At 67.0% G+C, this 16,512-nt stretch carries 13 protein-coding genes; 9 read left to right on the forward strand and 4 right to left on the reverse strand.

The window, feature by feature from the left end; translation table 11 throughout:
* Nucleotides 1-423: TonB family protein (locus tag V7778_RS23945; protein ID WP_335559953.1), on the forward strand; the 423-nt coding region annotated here is incomplete at its 5' end.
* 222 nt (nucleotides 424-645) lie between these two features.
* On the forward strand, nucleotides 646-1,575 hold the full coding sequence (locus V7778_RS23950; RefSeq protein WP_335559955.1) for a polysaccharide biosynthesis/export family protein: 930 nt from the start codon (nucleotides 646-648) through the stop codon (nucleotides 1,573-1,575).
* Between the two features lie 130 nt (nucleotides 1,576-1,705).
* Here V7778_RS23950 and V7778_RS23955 read toward each other — a convergent pair whose 3' ends face one another.
* Nucleotides 1,706-3,637 (reverse strand): polysaccharide biosynthesis protein, encoded by a 1,932-nt coding sequence (locus tag V7778_RS23955; RefSeq protein ID WP_442920754.1) that lies wholly within the window; start codon nucleotides 3,635-3,637, stop codon nucleotides 1,706-1,708.
* A gap of 486 nt (nucleotides 3,638-4,123) precedes the next feature.
* On the reverse strand, nucleotides 4,124-5,077 hold the full coding sequence (locus V7778_RS23960; protein ID WP_335559959.1) for an N-acetylmuramoyl-L-alanine amidase-like domain-containing protein: 954 nt from the start codon (nucleotides 5,075-5,077) through the stop codon (nucleotides 4,124-4,126).
* A 285-nt stretch (nucleotides 5,078-5,362) separates the two neighbouring features.
* Between V7778_RS23960 and V7778_RS23965 the strand changes: the two genes are divergently transcribed.
* The 7 genes from V7778_RS23965 to V7778_RS23995 all read left to right on the forward strand — a co-directional run bounded on the left by V7778_RS23965 (nucleotide 5,363) and on the right by V7778_RS23995 (nucleotide 12,288).
* Nucleotides 5,363-8,365: a TonB-dependent receptor gene (locus V7778_RS23965; RefSeq protein ID WP_335559961.1), complete on the forward strand. Its 3,003-nt coding sequence runs from the start codon at nucleotides 5,363-5,365 to the stop codon at nucleotides 8,363-8,365.
* A gap of 301 nt (nucleotides 8,366-8,666) precedes the next feature.
* Nucleotides 8,667-8,828 carry a hypothetical protein gene (locus V7778_RS23970; protein WP_169444569.1) on the forward strand — a complete coding sequence of 54 codons (162 nt, stop codon included), beginning with the start codon at nucleotides 8,667-8,669 and terminating at the stop codon, nucleotides 8,826-8,828.
* A 57-nt stretch (nucleotides 8,829-8,885) separates the two neighbouring features.
* Complete coding sequence (locus V7778_RS23975) at nucleotides 8,886-9,059, forward strand: hypothetical protein (RefSeq protein WP_211519081.1); 174 nt, start codon at nucleotides 8,886-8,888, stop codon at nucleotides 9,057-9,059.
* Nucleotides 9,060-9,394: 335 nt separating this feature from the next.
* Complete coding sequence (locus V7778_RS23980) at nucleotides 9,395-9,772, forward strand: LiaI-LiaF-like domain-containing protein (protein ID WP_335559965.1); 378 nt, start codon at nucleotides 9,395-9,397, stop codon at nucleotides 9,770-9,772.
* Complete coding sequence (locus V7778_RS23985) at nucleotides 9,762-10,475, forward strand: LiaI-LiaF-like domain-containing protein (protein WP_335559967.1); 714 nt, start codon at nucleotides 9,762-9,764, stop codon at nucleotides 10,473-10,475. Before V7778_RS23980 ends, V7778_RS23985 begins: the two co-directional genes overlap by 11 nt.
* The gene (locus V7778_RS23990) at nucleotides 10,475-11,545 is read left to right on the forward strand and encodes a sensor histidine kinase (protein ID WP_335559968.1); all 1,071 of its coding nucleotides are present in this window, start codon (nucleotides 10,475-10,477) and stop codon (nucleotides 11,543-11,545) included. The genes V7778_RS23985 and V7778_RS23990 overlap by 1 nt, the downstream gene beginning before the upstream one ends.
* A gap of 14 nt (nucleotides 11,546-11,559) precedes the next feature.
* The gene (locus V7778_RS23995; protein WP_335559971.1) at nucleotides 11,560-12,288 is read left to right on the forward strand and encodes a LytR/AlgR family response regulator transcription factor; all 729 of its coding nucleotides are present in this window, start codon (nucleotides 11,560-11,562) and stop codon (nucleotides 12,286-12,288) included.
* On the opposite strand, the gene V7778_RS24000 is transcribed toward V7778_RS23995, so the two are convergent.
* Nucleotides 12,285-14,585 carry an ATP-dependent DNA helicase gene (locus V7778_RS24000; protein ID WP_335559973.1) on the reverse strand — a complete coding sequence of 767 codons (2,301 nt, stop codon included), beginning with the start codon at nucleotides 14,583-14,585 and terminating at the stop codon, nucleotides 12,285-12,287. The two genes, V7778_RS23995 and V7778_RS24000, sit on opposite strands and share 4 nt — an antisense overlap.
* On the reverse strand, nucleotides 14,582-16,228 hold the full coding sequence (locus V7778_RS24005) for a VRR-NUC domain-containing protein (protein ID WP_335559974.1): 1,647 nt from the start codon (nucleotides 16,226-16,228) through the stop codon (nucleotides 14,582-14,584). Before V7778_RS24005 ends, V7778_RS24000 begins: the two co-directional genes overlap by 4 nt.
* Nucleotides 16,229-16,512 lie beyond the last annotated feature (284 nt).

Raw genomic sequence — 16,512 nt, forward strand, 5'->3', positions numbered from 1 at the left:
CTGCTGCGCGGCGTGTCCATTCCCAGCGTGGCGCCGCCGCGTCCGGCCGTCATGACGCCGGACGGACGGCGCGTGGTGGCCGACGGCCGCGAGCGCGACGTCCCGCTGCGCCTGTACGTCGACAGCGTGCGCCAGAAGCTCGAACGCAATGCGGTGCTCGGCGGCGCGCGCTTGTCCTTGCGCGAGGTGCGCATCGATCCACTGGTCAGCTTGTCCCTGCGCAGCGACGGCAGCATCGACGACGTGATCATCCTGCGTTCCAGCGGCCGCCCCGACATGGACGACGCGGTGCGCCGCTTCGTGCGCCTGAACGCGCGTTACTCGGCATTCCCGCCCAACGTCGCGGCGCGTTTCGATGTCATCGAGATCCGCCGCGTGTGGGCTTTTGCCGACGGCTTGAAGCTGATGGAAGAGATGCGCTAAGCGCCTTTCGCCCGCCGTAGGTCGTTTAGTCCCGTCCTTTGACGCGCTGCAAAACCAGGCCCGATAGACCCCTTACGCTGAGCTGAACGGCTCAAGTAACGCGTCTATTTTTGATAGGCAACAATCATGGCTTCGTTTTGTTCAGGTGCAATATCGGGTTGCCGATTCGCAGTACGCGTGCGGCGCAATTCCGTGTCTTCGGGTCGGCGGCTGGCGCCGCCCTTGCTTACACAACTGCGGTCACTGCTTCGATCACTGCTTCGATCACTGCCGCTGCCGCTGCTGCTTCCCGCGCTGGCGCTGTCCGGCTGCGCCACCGGTCTCGGCTTCGATTCGCACGCCGGTCCGGCGGGCGGCGCAGCGGCCCCGCCCGCCGAGCTCATCACGGAGCAGCTGATCGCGACCGAGCTCCAGACGACCACCGGGGCGGCGCGCCAGGACCTGACGCCCCTGTTCGTGGCCCATCCGCCGCCGTATACCATCGGCCGCGGCGACATCCTGGCCATCGTCGTCTGGGACCACCCCGAGCTCGCCGCCGGCGGCATGAACTCGGCCACCGCCCTGGCCGACAGCGGCGCCGCGGCCCCCAACTCGGCGGCGCCCGGCTTTGCGGTCGACCACATGGGACGCATCCAGTTCCCTCTGGTCGGCCTGCTGACGGTCGAGGGCCAGACCGAGGAGCGCGCCCGCGAGCTGCTGACCCGCAAGCTGGCGCGCTACATCGCCCACCCCAACCTCACGCTCCGGGTCCAGGCCTACCGCAGCAAGCGCGTCTACGTCGACGGCGAGGTCCGTACGCCAGGTTTGCAGCCGGTCGACGATATCCCCATGACGCTGGTCGAAGCGCTCAACCGCGCCGGCGGCATGACGCCCATGGCGGACCAGAGCCGTATCGTCCTCGAGCGCGGCGAGCGGCGCTATACGGTCAACCTGAGGGAGCTGGTCCAGAAGGGCGTGAGCCCGGGCGCCATCCTGCTGGCCCACGGCGACGTGGTGCGCGTCCATTCGCGCGATGAAAGCAAGGTCTTCGTCTCGGGCGAGGTGATCAGCCCGAAAGCGCTCACCATGCACAACGGCCGCCTGACCCTGAACGAGGCGCTCGGCGAAACCGGCGGCATCAGTCCTTTGAGCGGCGATGCGCGCCAGGTCTAGCCCAGGCCGATAATGCCGATCACTGCGCTGCGGTCTTGCAGCCGCGCCAGCAGCTGCTTCAGGTGGTCTGATTGGTTCTCGTCTCGCATGGGTATCCTCGCCGGTGACGTCAGAGTGATGGGGAACGCACTTAAATGCGGAATGGCACGAACTTCCTGCTCAGGCCGGTGCTTGCGGCGGCCTGTTCTTCGGCCGCCGGGGCCGCTTGCGGCGCTTGCGGCGCGTACTCGGCCACGATGGCCTTGACCATCGATTCGATGGGACCGCGCTCGTGGGTATCGCAGGCCATCATCAGGCAGGTGATGCAGGTTTCCAGCACGCTCGGGCGCAGGGCGCTTTCCTTCATGCGCATGATGCGCGGGTGCTCGCTGGGAAACACGACGCCATCGGTCAGCAGCTCCTCGTGCAGTTTTTCGCCAGGGAACAGGCCGACGAACTCGACATCGATGTCGCCGCGCGGATTGTGCGGCGTGCGTTCGGTGAGCCCGTGCATGGCGATCATGGTGCGGGCCAGGTCGACGATGCGCACCGGCTCGCCCATGTCGAGCACGAACACGTCGCCGCCCTTGGCCATGGCGCCGGCCTGGATCACCAGCTGGGCGGCTTCGGCGATCAGCATGAAGTAGCGCGACACCTCGGGGTGGGTGATGGTGACCGGGCCGCCCCGTGCGATCTGGCGCTGGAACAGGGGGATGACCGAGCCGGACGAGCCGAGCACGTTGCCGAAGCGGACCATGCAGAAGGTGGTGGCGGCGTTGCCGGCGGCGCCGCCGCGCGCGGCCGCCGCCTGGAAGATCAGCTCGGCGATGCGCTTGCTGGCCCCCATGATGTTGGTCGGGCGCACCGCCTTGTCGCTCGAGATCAGCACGCAGGTGCGCACGCTGTGGCGCGCCGCGGCCGCCGCGATCGCCTGGGCGCCCAGCACGTTGTTGCGCAGGCCCTCGACGATGTTGGCTTCCACCAGGGGCACGTGCTTGTAGGCGGCCGCGTGGTAGATGGTGTCGACCGTGCCCTCGCGCAGGATGCGGTCGACCAGGTCGGCGTTGCAAACCGATCCCAGGTGGGCGCGGATGGGCAGGTCGGGAAAGCGGGTGGCCAGCTCCTGGCGGATGGTATAGAGGGCGAACTCGGAGTGGTCGAGCAGGTGCAGCTGGGACGGGGTGAGGGTGACGATCTGGCGGCACAGTTCGCTGCCGATGGAGCCGCCGGCGCCGGTGACCAGCACGCTCTGGCCGCGCACGCAGCGGGCGAACAGGTCCAGCCGCGGCGGCACCGGCGGACGGCCCAGCAGGTCTTCGAACCTGAGTTCGCGGATGGCGCTGGCCGGCGCGGCCTTGTCGCCCTCGAGGTCGACCAGGCGGCCGAGGATCTTGGCCGGCACGCCCGCCTGGCCCAGGCGCTGCATGATGTCGCGCAGCCGCTCCGGCGCCGCCGTCGGCAGGGCGATGACGGTCGTGCGGATGCCGAGGTCGGACGCCATCTCGGCCAGGCGGGCGCTGGGGAACACGCGCAGGCCGGCGACGGTGCGCTCGTGCAGGGTGCGCTTGTCGTCGAAGAAGCACAGGGCGCGGTAGTCGTCGCTGTCGCGCAGGGCCTGGGCCAGGCGGGCGCCGGCCTCGCCGGCGCCGTAGATGGCGACCGGGACGGCATGGCCGGCGCGGCCGGCGCGGCCGCGGTGGGCACGCAGCAGATTGCGCAGGCCGATGCGAGACATGACGACATAGGAAAAGGCGATGAACCAGTAAATGGCGAGGGCGCTGCGCGGGAAACCGACGTCGCTCAGGGCGAATAAGGCCAGCCAGGCGCAGAAAATGGCGATCGCCAGCGATAATCCGGACATGCTTAATAGACGGTGGTCGATAAAGCGGATCACCGCCCGGTATAAGTCGGACATGGAGAACGCCAGGATGGTGAGCGCCGCGATGAATAAATAAGAACCCGGACTGAATTCTTTGGCCAGATCTAAATCGCCCCCGCGCAATATCATGGCGATAAGAAAACACAAAGGAAGCATTACCAGGTCAGCCGCCACCATCAGCGCTACCTTGGCCGTGCGGTTCATCTGCACCAGGCGTGCGCACAGCACGCTGTAAACATTTCGGCTTTGAATAGACATGGATTCCGGCTTCTCAGGTAGTGAGCATTGCGCAAAAAAATGGTTACCGGCGCAATTGGCGTTTTAACTCAAGGGTTTTCCTGATAAAAATAATGCCTCGATCAGATTGGTCCTGCTGTTGTAAGTTTATTATCTCGGTCAAATTGAGTGGTGGGTTTGAGCTCACTCAACGGGCTTGGGGGACATGTTCGAATTACGACGGATTGAGAATAAGAAATTAATAACAAGAAATGAACTCGGATTAATTTCCGATTATCTAATTATTGTTGAGTTGAATGAGAAGATCGCCGCCAAGGACATGGCGAAAACGGAAAACGGCAAAGGCGGCCGGGCCGGTGCGGCGGCGCGGACGATTCGAGGGGAAATGGAGGGGAGGATTCCGCCTGGCGGGAGGCGGATGCCGCCGGCGGGCGCCGGCGGCACAAGCGACGCTCAGGCGCCGTTAGCGCGGCCCGGACGCGGCTGCGGCGCCATCGGCGGCACCGCGATCTGCTCGTTCAGGCGCAGGAACTTGAAGCCGGCCAGCACCTGGCCGCGCTTGCCTTCCCGGGCATTGCGGGCCTCGCGCTCGGCGGCGCGCGCGATATAGGCGTCGAAGGTTTCCTCGCGCACTTTCGGCTCGGACGAATGCAGGAAGTGGCGTTCGCCGCTTGGCCCCAGTACCACCAGGCCCACGTGCGAGGCCCAGTATTCGCCGTCGCGGGTCGAGATCACGTTGACGAAGTCGCCTTCGCGCAGCTGGGCGGCGATGACCGCCACCTGGTCCTTCGGCACATAGGCCTGGCGGCTGGTCTCGACCGGGATCTCGCGCACCGTGTTGTGGCGGGTGCGCAGGAAGCGCGCCCGGTCGACGGTCATGTCGTAAGCCGGGCCGCCGGGGCCGGCCAGCTCGGCGCTGACGTCGGTGACCAGCCAGCGGTTGGCCACGTTCCAGTCCATCTCGGTGTAGTGGTTGCGGGTCGCCACGCCGATCACGCCGTCGCGGTAGCGGATGCGCTGCAGCATCCAGAAGAATTCTTCCCAGGACTGCGACAAGGCCATCGCGTAAGTGTGCTCGGCGAACACCACGCAATCGCTCTGCTGCAGGCTGAACAGCGGCAAGCCGTCGTGGATCTCATAGGGGAATTCACCCAGCAGGTGCAGCGAATAAGGCTGGCCGATGTTCTTGCGGCCGATCGCGGCGATGCGCTTGCGCAGGTCCGGTTCCGCCTCGTGGATGTGGGCGATGTAGCGCCCGGCTTCGGCCGGGCTCATCTGATAGACCTGCTTTTCCAGGATCGCCGCCAGCGGCAGCGGCGGCGCGGCTTCCGCTTTCGGAGGCGGGGAAGAAGCACAGCCGGTGAGGGCGGCGGCCAGCAGCAGGCAGGAAAGGGAAGCGAAACGCATGGCGGTGTTTCCGTAGGTGTGGTGAAAAAACATCAAGCTACCCCTGCGGCGGGGCCAATTGGTAATGAATTCTTAGCATGCTCCCATAACCGACGGAATGGTAGCGGTATGCAAGCGGTCTGCACAAGGGCCGGGCGGCTCGCGGGCGAATATGTACATTCCTCCAAGTTATATAGCGAATAACACAAGTAATTATTCACCCCTTGCCGGATCATCAATACTCCAATCATGACAGTGCGTTGACTGTCTTTGCAAGATCCATAGCACCCTTTCCAGGAGATGAAGATGTTCAAACAGAAGCCGCTCGCCGCGGCGGTGTCGATGGCCGTGTGGAGCCTGGCGACGCTGCCGGCCCTGGCGCAGGAAATCCCGGCCGGAACGCAAATGCAAACCGTCGAAGTGACCGGTATCCGCGCCTCGATGGCCAAGTCGCTGGCCGTCAAGCGCGACGCCACCGCCAACGTCGAGGTGATCACCGCCGAAGACGTGGGCAAGATGCCGGACAAGAACCTGGCCGACTCGCTGCAGCGCCTGGCCGGCGTCGCGGTGCGCACCGACTACGACGAAGCCGAGAAGGTGTCGATGCGCGGCACCAACCCGGACATGTCCCTGATCATCTTCAATGGCCACGCCGTCTCGAGCGCCGACTGGTACGTCGCCGACCAGGGCTCGAGCTCGCGCTCGACCAGCCTGTCCCTGATGCCCTCGCACGTGCTGAACCAGGCCATCGTGTACAAGACCTCGCAGGCCAACATCGTCGACGGCGGCCTGGCCGGCACCATCAACGTCACCACCCGCAAGCCGCTGTCCCAGAAGGAACGCGTCTCGGGCGTGGTCAGCGTCGGCGGCAGCTATGTCGATCTGGCGGACCGCTACGCGCCGGACCTGAACGCCTCGGTCACCTGGAAGAACGAGGCCAACACCTTCGGCGTGATCGCCTCGCTGTTCGCCGAAAAGCGCTTCGTGCGCCGCGACTCGGTGTCGCGCTTCGCCTACGGCACCAGCAGCGGCTGGGACGTGATCAACACCTCGACCATGCTGGGCATCACCGACGCCTCGCTGGCCGGCACCGGCTACACGGCCGCGGACCTGAACGGCGTGCGCATGCCGGGCTCGATGAGCTCGGAATTCGTGGAATCGGTGCGCGACCGCAAGGGGGGCATGATCGCCCTGCAGTTCAAGCCGAACAACGACCTCGACATCAATGTCACCGGCTTCCACTCCTCGCTGGACGCGGACAACCACGGCCGCCTGACCTCGAGCGCGATCTACTCGATGCTGCTCGGCAAGAACCACCCGCTGGGCTCGACCGCGGCCACCGCGATCAACACCAACTCGAACGGGCAGCGCGTCTACGCGCAGATCCGCAACCCGGTGATCGTCAACGAGACCACCGTCTACGGCCACCCGCTGAAGGTGCTGAAGGCCGCCGACATCGTGTTCCCGGACGGCACCACGCCCCAGTACGTGGGCAACTCGGAAGGCTTCTTCCGTGACGGCGCCAACGCCACCAGTTCCTTCCTGGACCTGGATGCGAAATACCGCGTGAACGACGACCTGACGGTCAAGACCCTGTGGTCGGCCAGCCGCGGGATCGGCAAGACCGAGCTCGACCAGGGCCTGACCCTGGCGCGCTACGGCACCGGCATCTCGTATGCGCTGGGCGGCCTGCACGACGCGCCGTATGTCAAGTACCACAACGCCGGCGCCAACGTGCCGGGCCTGAACGCCGACGGCAGCGGCTACCGCATCGTGGACCGCGCCGCCTCGGGCATCCGCACCGAGGACAAGGAATGGAGCGGCCAGTTCGATGCCGAGTACAAGCTGAACCGCAGCTGGGTGCAGTCGCTCGAGAGCGGCGTGCGCATCGCCGAGCACAAGCGCACCAGCGGCCGCCGCGGCCCGGCCTTCCGCCAGCCGCTGCTCGATCCGAGTGGCACCGGCGCGCTGACCGCCAACGCCGTCACCCCGACCACCGGCTACGCACCCTATCCGGCCGACTTCGGCGGCGGCCTGGGCGGCGGCTTCTGGGACAATACCGGCTTCACCTACACCCGCGACTTCACCAAGCAGTACACCGCGGAGAACACCAAAGAGACCAGCCCGGAGTTCGAGCGCCGCGTGAGCTCGGAGATCGACATGAAGGAGCGCCAGACCGCGGCCTACCTGATGGCCAACCTGGAAGGCGAACGCTGGTCGGGTAACGTCGGCCTGCGCTTCGTGCGCACCAATGTCAAGGCCAACATCGTCACCCCGATCAACCCGCGCAGCGCCTGCCTGCGCACCGCGCCGGGCCAGCCGGCCACGACCTGCGCCGCCTTCCCGGGCGCGATCACGACCGCGGGCGATGCCGTCGGCGTGTTCGACGGCCAGCCGTTCAATCCGCTGTCGGGCACGATGTACTACAAGACCCCGACCGACCGCGACTTCGACAACTGGCTGCCGAGCCTGAACCTTCGCTACGAGCTGACGAAGGACATGATCGCCCGCTTCGGCGCCAGCCGCACCATCGGCCGCCAGAACTACAACGTGCTGGGCAGCGGCTTCGGCACCCCGACCTGTGACGCCAACGGCTGCCGCGTGACGGGCCCGAACCCGGACATGGAGCCGCAGACCGCCGACAACGTCGACCTGTCCTGGGGCTGGTACTTCGCACCGCGTTCGGCCGTGTCGGTGAGCGTGTTCCATTCGAAGATCCAGGGCTATCCGAAGACCGGCGCCACCGGTTCCTCGACGGTCGAGCTGACCGACCCGCGCGACAACACGGTCAAGACCTTCGCGATCAATACCTCGTCGCAGCAGGGCGCGAAGATCCACGGCATCGAGATCTCCTACGAGCAGCCGTTCGGCAAGACCAACTTCGGCTTCACCTCGAACGTCAGCCGCGCCAAGACCAGGGTGGATGACGGCCGTCCGATGGTCGGCGCGTCCGAATGGGCCGGCAACATCGGCCTGTACTACGAGGACGACAAGCTGTCGACCCGCCTGGTGGCGAACTACCGCGGCGAATACGTCAACAGCACCACCGCGCCGTCGCCGACCGCGAACAGCCAGGGCCTGTCGACCATCAACGGCATCCTGATGCCGACCGCGCCGACCTACGCCGCAGACGTGACCACGCTGGCCTTCAACGCCAACTACTACCTCACGCCGAACCTGGAGCTGGCCTTCAGCGCGACCAACCTGACCAACGCCAAGCGCGCCCAGTATCGTTACAGCGAGGACGAGCAGCAGAAGCTGGACGTCAGCGGCCGCCAGTACTTCCTGAACCTGCGCTACAAGTTCTGATCGCCTGGCGCGGCAACGCGGTGAAAGGGGAGCTTCGGCTCCCCTTTTTCTTCGCGGCGCAGCTCGACGGTGAATACGCCGTCACGTGCACGGCGTGTCGTCCGACACACAAGTGTGCGCCAGCTAACGGTAGCGCATCCGGGGGCCCGCTATGATGAAGCCGTGTGAGTGAGGGACGTGCGATTCGGTTCGGCGTGTCCCGATACCTCAGCAGGTTAGCCGGTCGCCTCGAGGACCGGCACCAGAATCCGGACCGGCGTACCATCGTGTACGGCGGCCCACAACGGAAGCGGAGGTTGCCATGTCCGACGTCAAGCACCCACCCAAGCACCTGGTTCGCGAATACCTCGAGCGCCGCTCGCGCGATCCGAAACCGCCGCCTACGCCGGAGGAAATCCGGCGCCAGCTCGGCTGGGGCATGCTGATGCCCGCGGACCTCAAGATGGGAACCAACCGCTCCTAACACCGGCGGCGCAAGCTTCAGGGCCGGCGCCGCGCCAAGCAAACTTCAGGAGGCATCATGACGCACAAGATCGGCAACAAGAACGAAGCCCAGCACCGCGGCAAGAAGGAAAGGCTCGAGATCAAGCGCTCGAACGTGGCGCGCGAAGCCGTGCGCCAGGCCGAGGCACGGGCCAAGTACCGTAACCAGCCCAAGGGCCAGGCTATGCGCGAGCAGGCGGCGTCGGCCTGATTCGCTCCGGTTCCAAGGAAACCCGCCTCCACGAGGCGGATTTTTTTTCGTAGGGTTGGCGGCTTCGCCGCCGGCGCGCTCAACGGACATTTGCGTCCTATTCCGCTTCATCGTCTCGCACCTGCCGGTTGAACGCGTCGGCGGCAGCGCCGCCAATCCTACCCATGCCGCATACAGCGCGCTCATTCCCTCTCCATTCACATCCTCCCCCACGCGGCCGGCCGAATTTTTCGCCATTCGCCGCCCCCCGTCCGCCATTCACCGAAAAGCGCTTCCACCGTCAATACCGCTTCCGGTATCGTGCTTCCAGTTCGATAACAAACAGGGAGGACAACATGAATTCGGAAGACGCATACCGCTGGCGCAAGCAGATCGTGTGGGGCCTGCTCCTCATCGTGGTCGGCGGCGCCGTCCTGCTGGACCGCCTCGGCTACATGGACGTGACATCGCTGTGGCGCTACTGGCCGCTGCTGCTGGTCGTGGTCGGCATCAACCAGACCATCGGCTACCCGAGCCCGAAGGAGTTCGGCGGCGGCCTGTGGCTGGTCTTCATCGGCCTGTGGCTGTTCGCGGTCTTCGAGAACCTGTTCGGGCTGACCTTCCGCAACAGCTGGCCGCTGTTCATCCTGGCCTGGGGCGTGAAGCTCGTGCTCGACCCCTTCATCGCCCGCCGCTTCGCCAACAACCATTCGGGGAACCGCCATGAAAAATGATTACCAGCCGCCGCGCACCAACATGACCAGCCAGGTGATCCTGGGCCTGCTGGTGATCGGGATGGGACTGCTGTTCCTGCTCGATAACCTCGACATCCTCGACATGCACCGTGCCTTCTCGTTCTGGCCCATGGTCTTCATCGTGGTCGGCACCGTCAAGCTGTGCGACACGGCGACGCCGGGCGGACGCCTGGTAGGCGGGATCCTGGTCGGCATCGGCGTGCTGCTCACCCTCGACCGCATGGACATCATCGAGTTCAGCTGGCGCGCCGTGTGGCCGCTGGCCCTGATCGGCCTGGGCGCCGTGATGCTGGTCAAGGCGGCGCGCGGCCGGCGCCTGCTGGCCGGCTCGTCGAAGGACGGCATCGCCGACGACGTGATCGACAGCACCGCCATCATGGGCGGCTTCGAACGCCGCGTCACCAGTCAGGCCTTCCGCGGCGGCGAGATCACGGCGGTGATGGGCGGCTGCTCGCTCGACATGCGCGGCTGCGCCATCCAGCCCCTGGACGAGGCGGTGATCAATGTGTTCACCTTCTGGGGCGGCATCACCATCAAGTGTCCGCCCGACTGGACCGTGGTCCTGCAAGGCACCCCGATCATGGGCGGCTTCGAGGACAAGACCATGGCTCCGCCGGACGGGTCCAAGCGGCTGGTGATCCGCGGCTATGCGATCATGGGTGGCGTGGAAGTCCGCAACTGATGGGAGCAAGCTTCTGGGCGCGGCGCAGCGCCGCGCTCTACCTGCTGGCCTGGCTCATGCTGGGCCTGCTGCTTGCCGGCTTGATCAACGCCACCACCGGGGCCGGGGCGGGCGCCAGCCTGCTGTTCGCGGTGCCCCTGAGCCTGGTATATGCGAGCGCCTGCGGCTTCTCGGCCTATTACCTGTGCCGCGCCTACCCGCTGGCCAGCAAGCCGCTGGGCGCGGTGCTGGCCGTGTTCTTCTTCAGCGCGGTCACGGCCTCGGTGCTGTGGTGCGCGGCCGGCGCGGCCTGGGCGGCCTTGTGGCAGTCGCTGGCGCCGGCGTGGGAAGGGGTGCGGGTGTCGCGTCCCTTCGCGGCGGTGATGTTCGGGGTCGGGGTGCTGTTGTACGGGATGAGCGGCGCGGCCCACTACCTGGCCCTGGAATTCGATCGCGCCCGCCGCGCCGAGACGCGCGAGCTGGAACTCAGGCTGCTGGCCCAGGATGCGGAGCTGCGCATGCTGCGCACCCAGATCGATCCCCACTTCCTGTTCAACAGCCTGAACTCGATCAGCGCATTGACCGCCATCGATGCCGGCCGGGCGCGCGACATGACCCTGAAGCTGGCCGGCTTCTTTCGCCACACGCTGGGCCTGGAGGCGCACCGCAAGGTGGCGCTGGCGGACGAGGTGGCCCTGGCCGAACAGTTCCTGGCGATCGAGCAGGTGCGCTTCGGCCCGCGCCTGGGATTCGAGTGCGCGGTCGAGCCGGAAGCCGCGCGCTGCCTGCTGCCGCCCATGATCCTGCAGCCGCTGGTGGAGAACGCGGTCAAGCACGGCATCGCCCAGCGCCTCGAGGGCGGGCTGATCCGCTTGAACGCGCAGCGCGCCGGCTCGCTGCTGCGTATCCGCGTCGAGAACGATGCCGACGGCGATGAAGGCGGCGCGGCGCAATCCGGGAGGGGTATCGGCCTGGTCAACGTGCGCCAGCGCCTGGCCGCGGCCTACGGCCACGAAGCAAGCGTACACTGGACGCGGGAACAACATGCATTCCGGGTAGACCTGGTGCTGCCCGCCGAGGCGGAACAATGAAGGGAGAATGAAGGATGCGGGTACTGATCGTCGACGATGAACACCTCGCGCGCATGCTGCTGCGCGAGTTCCTGGCCGCCCATGCGGACGTCGAGATCGTGGGCGAATGCGCGAACGGCTTCGAGGCCGTCAAGGCGATCGCCGAGCACGATCCCGACCTGGTCTTCCTCGACATCCAGATGCCCAAGCTGGACGGCTTCGAAGTGGTGGAGCTGGCCGGCAGCAAGCCGCACTACATCTTCGCCACCGCCTACGACCAGTTCGCGCTGCGCGCCTTCGAGGTGCATGCGATCGACTACCTGCTCAAGCCGTTTTCGCGCGAGCGCCTGGCCCAGGCCCTGGACCATGCGCGTTCGCGCGCGCCCCAGGCGGCCCAGGTCGAGGCGGTGGTGGCCGAGGCGGCGCAGCGCCACGCGCCGCTCGAACGCATCCTGATCCGCGATGGTTCGAAGGTGCATGTGGTGCCGGCCTCGCAGGTCGACTATATCGAGGCGCAGGACGACTATGTCCAGATCGCGGCGGGCGGCAAGACCTGGCTCAAGAACCAGCGCCTGTCCGAACTGGAAAGCCAGCTCGACCCGCAGGCCTTCCTGCGCATCCACCGCTCCTACATCGTCAACGTGGGCGCCATCGCGCGCATCGAGCCGGTCAGCAAGGACAATTACTGCGCGGTGCTCAAGAACGATGTGCGGCTGCCGATCAGCCGCAGCAGTCATCCGAAAGTGCGGGAGCGCCTGGGCTAGATCGGCGCGTCGAGTTCCCACCAGGCCGGCATCAGGGCGCGGATGCCCGGCTGGGCGAAGCGGTCGTCGATCAGCCACACCACGCCGCGGTCGCTCTCGGTGCGGATCACGCGGCCGGCGGCCTGCACCACCTTCTGGATGCCGGGATACAGGTAGGTATAGTCGTAGCCGGCGCCGAACAGCTTCTGCATGCGCTCGCGCAGCTGCTCGTTGACCGGGTTCACCTGCGGCAGACCGAGGGTGGCGACGAAGGCGCCGATCAGGCGATCGCCCGGCAAGTCCACGCCTTCGCCGAAGGCGCCGCCCAGCACGGCGAAGCCGACGCCTTCGCCGCCGGGCGCGAAGCGGTCGAGGAATGCCTGGCGCTCGGCCTCGCTCATGCGCCGCTCCTGGCGCCAGGCCGGCACCTCCGGATAGCGGCGCGCCAGCTCGGCCGCCACCTGGTCGAGGTAGTCGAAGCTGCTGAAGAAGGCGAGGTAGTTGCCAGCCCTTTCCCCGTACTGGCGCGCGATCAGGTCGGCGATCGGACCCACGGAGGCCGCGCGGTGCTGGTAGCGGGTCGAGATCCTGGCCGCCACATGCACCTCGAGCTGGTGCGCGCGGAAGGGCGATTCGACGTCGACCCAGGCCGTGTCCTCCGGCATGCCGAGCAGGTCGCAAAAATAATTCCAGGGGCTGAGCGTGGCCGAGAACAGGGTGGTCGAATGGGCCAGGGCGAAGCGCGGGCCGAGGAAGGGCGCGGGCACCACGTTGCGGATGCAGATGGTGGAATCGCGCAGGGTCGCACCCGGGCCGTTGCGCATCCCCTCGCGCCCCCCCTCGCGCGCCAGGTCGCACAGCGAATGCTCGCCGAAGGATTCGGCCAGGCGCACGAAGGCCAGGGCGTCGAAGTGAAAGCGCTGCAGGTCGGGGTCGAGCGGGCCGGGGAATTCGGCCAGGTAGTCGTTGACGGCGGCGGCCGCGTTCTGCAGGGCGTTGACCAGCTTGTCGGGCACGCCTTCGAGCACCTGGTAGGGCGCGGCGGCGCCGCGATCGACCTCGGTCCAGGCGCGGCCGACCTTTTCCAGCGCCTTCATCAGCACGGGAGGGGCGCCGGCGTGCGCGCTGCGCAGCAGCTCGCGGCCGATCTCGGCGCTGTACATCGAGCGAGCGCGCGCCACCATGTTGTGCGCCTCGTCCACCAGCACACTGGCTTTCCATCCATTATTCAGGCTGAGGGCGTAGAGCATGGCGCCGCCGTCGAAATAATAGTTGTAGTCGCCCACCATCAGGTCGGACCAGCGCGCCATCTCGCTGCCCAGGTAGTAAGGGCAGACCGCGTGGCGCGCGGCGACCTCGCGCAGGCCCTGCTGGTCCAGCATGGGCACGGTGGCGGCATCGAGGCGCGCGGCCGGCAGGCGGTCGTAGAAGCCCTTGGCCAGGGGGCAGGAATCGCCGTGGCAGGCCTTGTCGGGATGCTCGCACAGCTTGTCGCGCGCGGTCAGCTCCAGCACCCGCAGGGGCGGGCCGCCCGGGCCCGCGCCCAGGGTCGCGGCGGCATGCAGGGCCAGCTGGCGGCCCGGTGTCTTGGCGGCCAGGAAGAAGACCTTGTCGATGCCTTGCTGGGGCATGGCCTTGAGCACCGGGAACAGGCTGCCCACGGTCTTGCCGATGCCGGTCGGCGCCTGGGCCAGCAGGCAGCGCTTGCTCGCGTTGGCGCGGTAGATGCTTTCGGCCAGCTGGCGCTGGCCGGGGCGGAAGTCCGCATGCGGGAAGGGCAGCTCGCCGAGGGCCGTGTCGCGCGCGGCGCGGTGCGCGGCTTCGCTGGCGGCCCAGCTGGAAAAGCGCTCGCACAAATCCCCGAAGTGGCCGCGCAGCCAGGCGGCGTCGCGGGTTTCGCGCAGCACAGTCTCCTGGCCGCTGCCGATGTCGTAGTAGACCAGGGCCAGGTTGACCCGCTCCATGCCAAGTTCGAGGCACATCAGGTGGCCGTAGACGCGCAACTGGGCCCAGTGCAGGTGGCGGTGGTTGTCCGGAATGTTGTCCGCCTTGCCGCGGTGGGTCTTGACCTCTTCGATCAGGTTCTCGTCCGGGTCATAGCCGTCGGCGCGGCCGCGCACGGTCAGGTCCTGCCATTGGCCGGACAGGGCGACTTCGGCGCGGTAGTTGCCGCCGCGCCGGGACGCGACCACCGCGTGGCCGGCGATGCCTTCCTGGGCGCTGGGGGAGGGCGTGAAGCGCAGGTCGAGGTCGCCCTGCTTGGCGGTGAATTCGCACAGGGCGCGCACCGCTACCGTGTAGTTCGTACTGCCCTTCAAGCCGCCTGCTCCCACTGCAGGTAGCAGACCGCCACCGGCATGTCGTGGGCCGCGCAATACTCGATCCAGCGCAGCTGGTTGTCCTGCAGGCGGTCGCCCGGTCCCTTCACCTCGATCATCGTGTAGCGCCCTTCGGCCGGCCAGAACTGGATCAGGTCGGGGAAACCCGTGCGGTTGGTCTTGACGTCGGCCAGGATGCGTTCGCACCAGCGCCGCAGGTGCAGGGGCGGGATGCAGGCCAGGGCCAGCTCGAGCAGCTCGGGCGTGAGCGCATCCCAGTAGACGAAGGGCGTACTGATGCCGGATTTTTCCTCGTAATGGCGGCGGATCGTGTCGCGGTAGCGGCCATCTTCCAGCTCGGCCAGGCAGGCGGCGAATTCGGCGGCGCGGCGCTGGTGGAAGTCCAGGCTGTACAGGTCGGCCGGGCCGCGGTGGAAGGGATGGAAGAAAGCCCCGGGAATCGCCGCGAACACGGCGCGCCAGCACAGCAGGCCGAACAGGGAGTTGGCGAGCGCATTCTCGACGTAGTAGACCGGGGCTGCTTCGGCCGCCAGATGGTCGCGCACCACGCCCTCGACCCACCAGTCTTCGTTCGGCAGGGGCAGGCACAGGTCGATGCGCGCGACCGCCTGCCTGGCGCGCGGCGCCAGCTTGGCATGGCCCAGGCGGCGCGCCAGGCGCGGCCCGATGCGTGACAGGTGCTGGCGTTCGGCCTCGCTCTCCGGCGCGGCCTGGGCCGCCTGCAGGAGTGCGTAGGCCTGGTCGAAGCGCTCGTGCTTTTCCAGCACCCGGATCGCGCGCCCGCGCGCGCCGGGAAAGCGGCAGCGCACATAGACCCCGTGGGCCTTGTCCCAGTCCTTCTGTTTTTCGTAGTGCTGGCCGACCTGGAACAGCAGTTTTTCGCGGCGGCTGTCCAGCCAGTCGTTGTCGAAGGCATGCCAGGGCAGGTCCTCGACCACCGCGTCGATGTCTTCACCGGCGGCGAAGCGTTCCTTGCAGGCGTGCAGCTGGAGGTAGTGCTCGACGTCGCGCCTCTGGCGAAAACCGCGCGAATCCGCCGAGAACTCGACCTGCTCGTAGCGGAACAGGCCCAGGTCGGACAGCACGAACTCGGTCCAGTCCTGGTGCAGGTTGCCGAAGAAGATCAGGCGCAGGCGGTCGCACAGGGGCTTGACCAGGATGCGCAGCGCCAGGTCGTCACAGGCCCCATACCACTGCGAGAAGGGGCGCATGCCGGCGCATTGCTCGCGCAGGGCCTCCAGCTGCTCGGCCTTGCGCGCGCTTCTCGCGCGCAGCTGCCCGCCGAAGGCCTCGGCGATCTCGGGCTTGGAGAGCAGGTCGAACAGTTCGTCCAGGGTCAGCGCGGGATCGGCCTCGATCCAGCCGGTGCCCAGCAGCTGATCCGCGGCCTCGACCGGGCAGCCGATCTCGGCATAGCTGAGCTTACTGGCGCGGAACAGGTTCCCCTTGCGCATGACCATGCGCACGAACAGGGCGCGGGCATTCCGGGGCAGGGCGGGGAAGGCGGCCAGGAAAGCGCGCTCGTCCTCGTCCAGCAGGTCGGCATAGCGCTCGCCTATCCAATCGATGACGCGCTGGAAATTGTCCAGATAATAAAACTCGTTTTCCAGAACCCTGATCATGACGGAACGTCCTACTGTGCTTATGTACAGTATAACGCTCCGCGGGCGTGAACACCCAGCAGTTTCGCCCAGTCAAGCATCCGGCGCGGGGTTTTTACCACGCGCCGGGGCATTCATTCACGGGCGCGCGCGTCCTCGTTCGCGGCCTCGGCATGGCCATTGGCGTGCACGATGACGGCCGAGATCAGCGCGACATCGCTGTCCACCGGCTGCTCCTGCTGGTGTGCCGGGGCGGCCGGGCGGGCTGGACGGGTGGGGCGGGCCGCGCTGCGGACCGCCGGCGG

Origin of the sequence: Massilia sp. DD77 (genome assembly GCF_036961685.1) — a bacterium.
GTDB lineage: Bacteria > Pseudomonadota > Gammaproteobacteria > Burkholderiales > Burkholderiaceae_D > Telluria.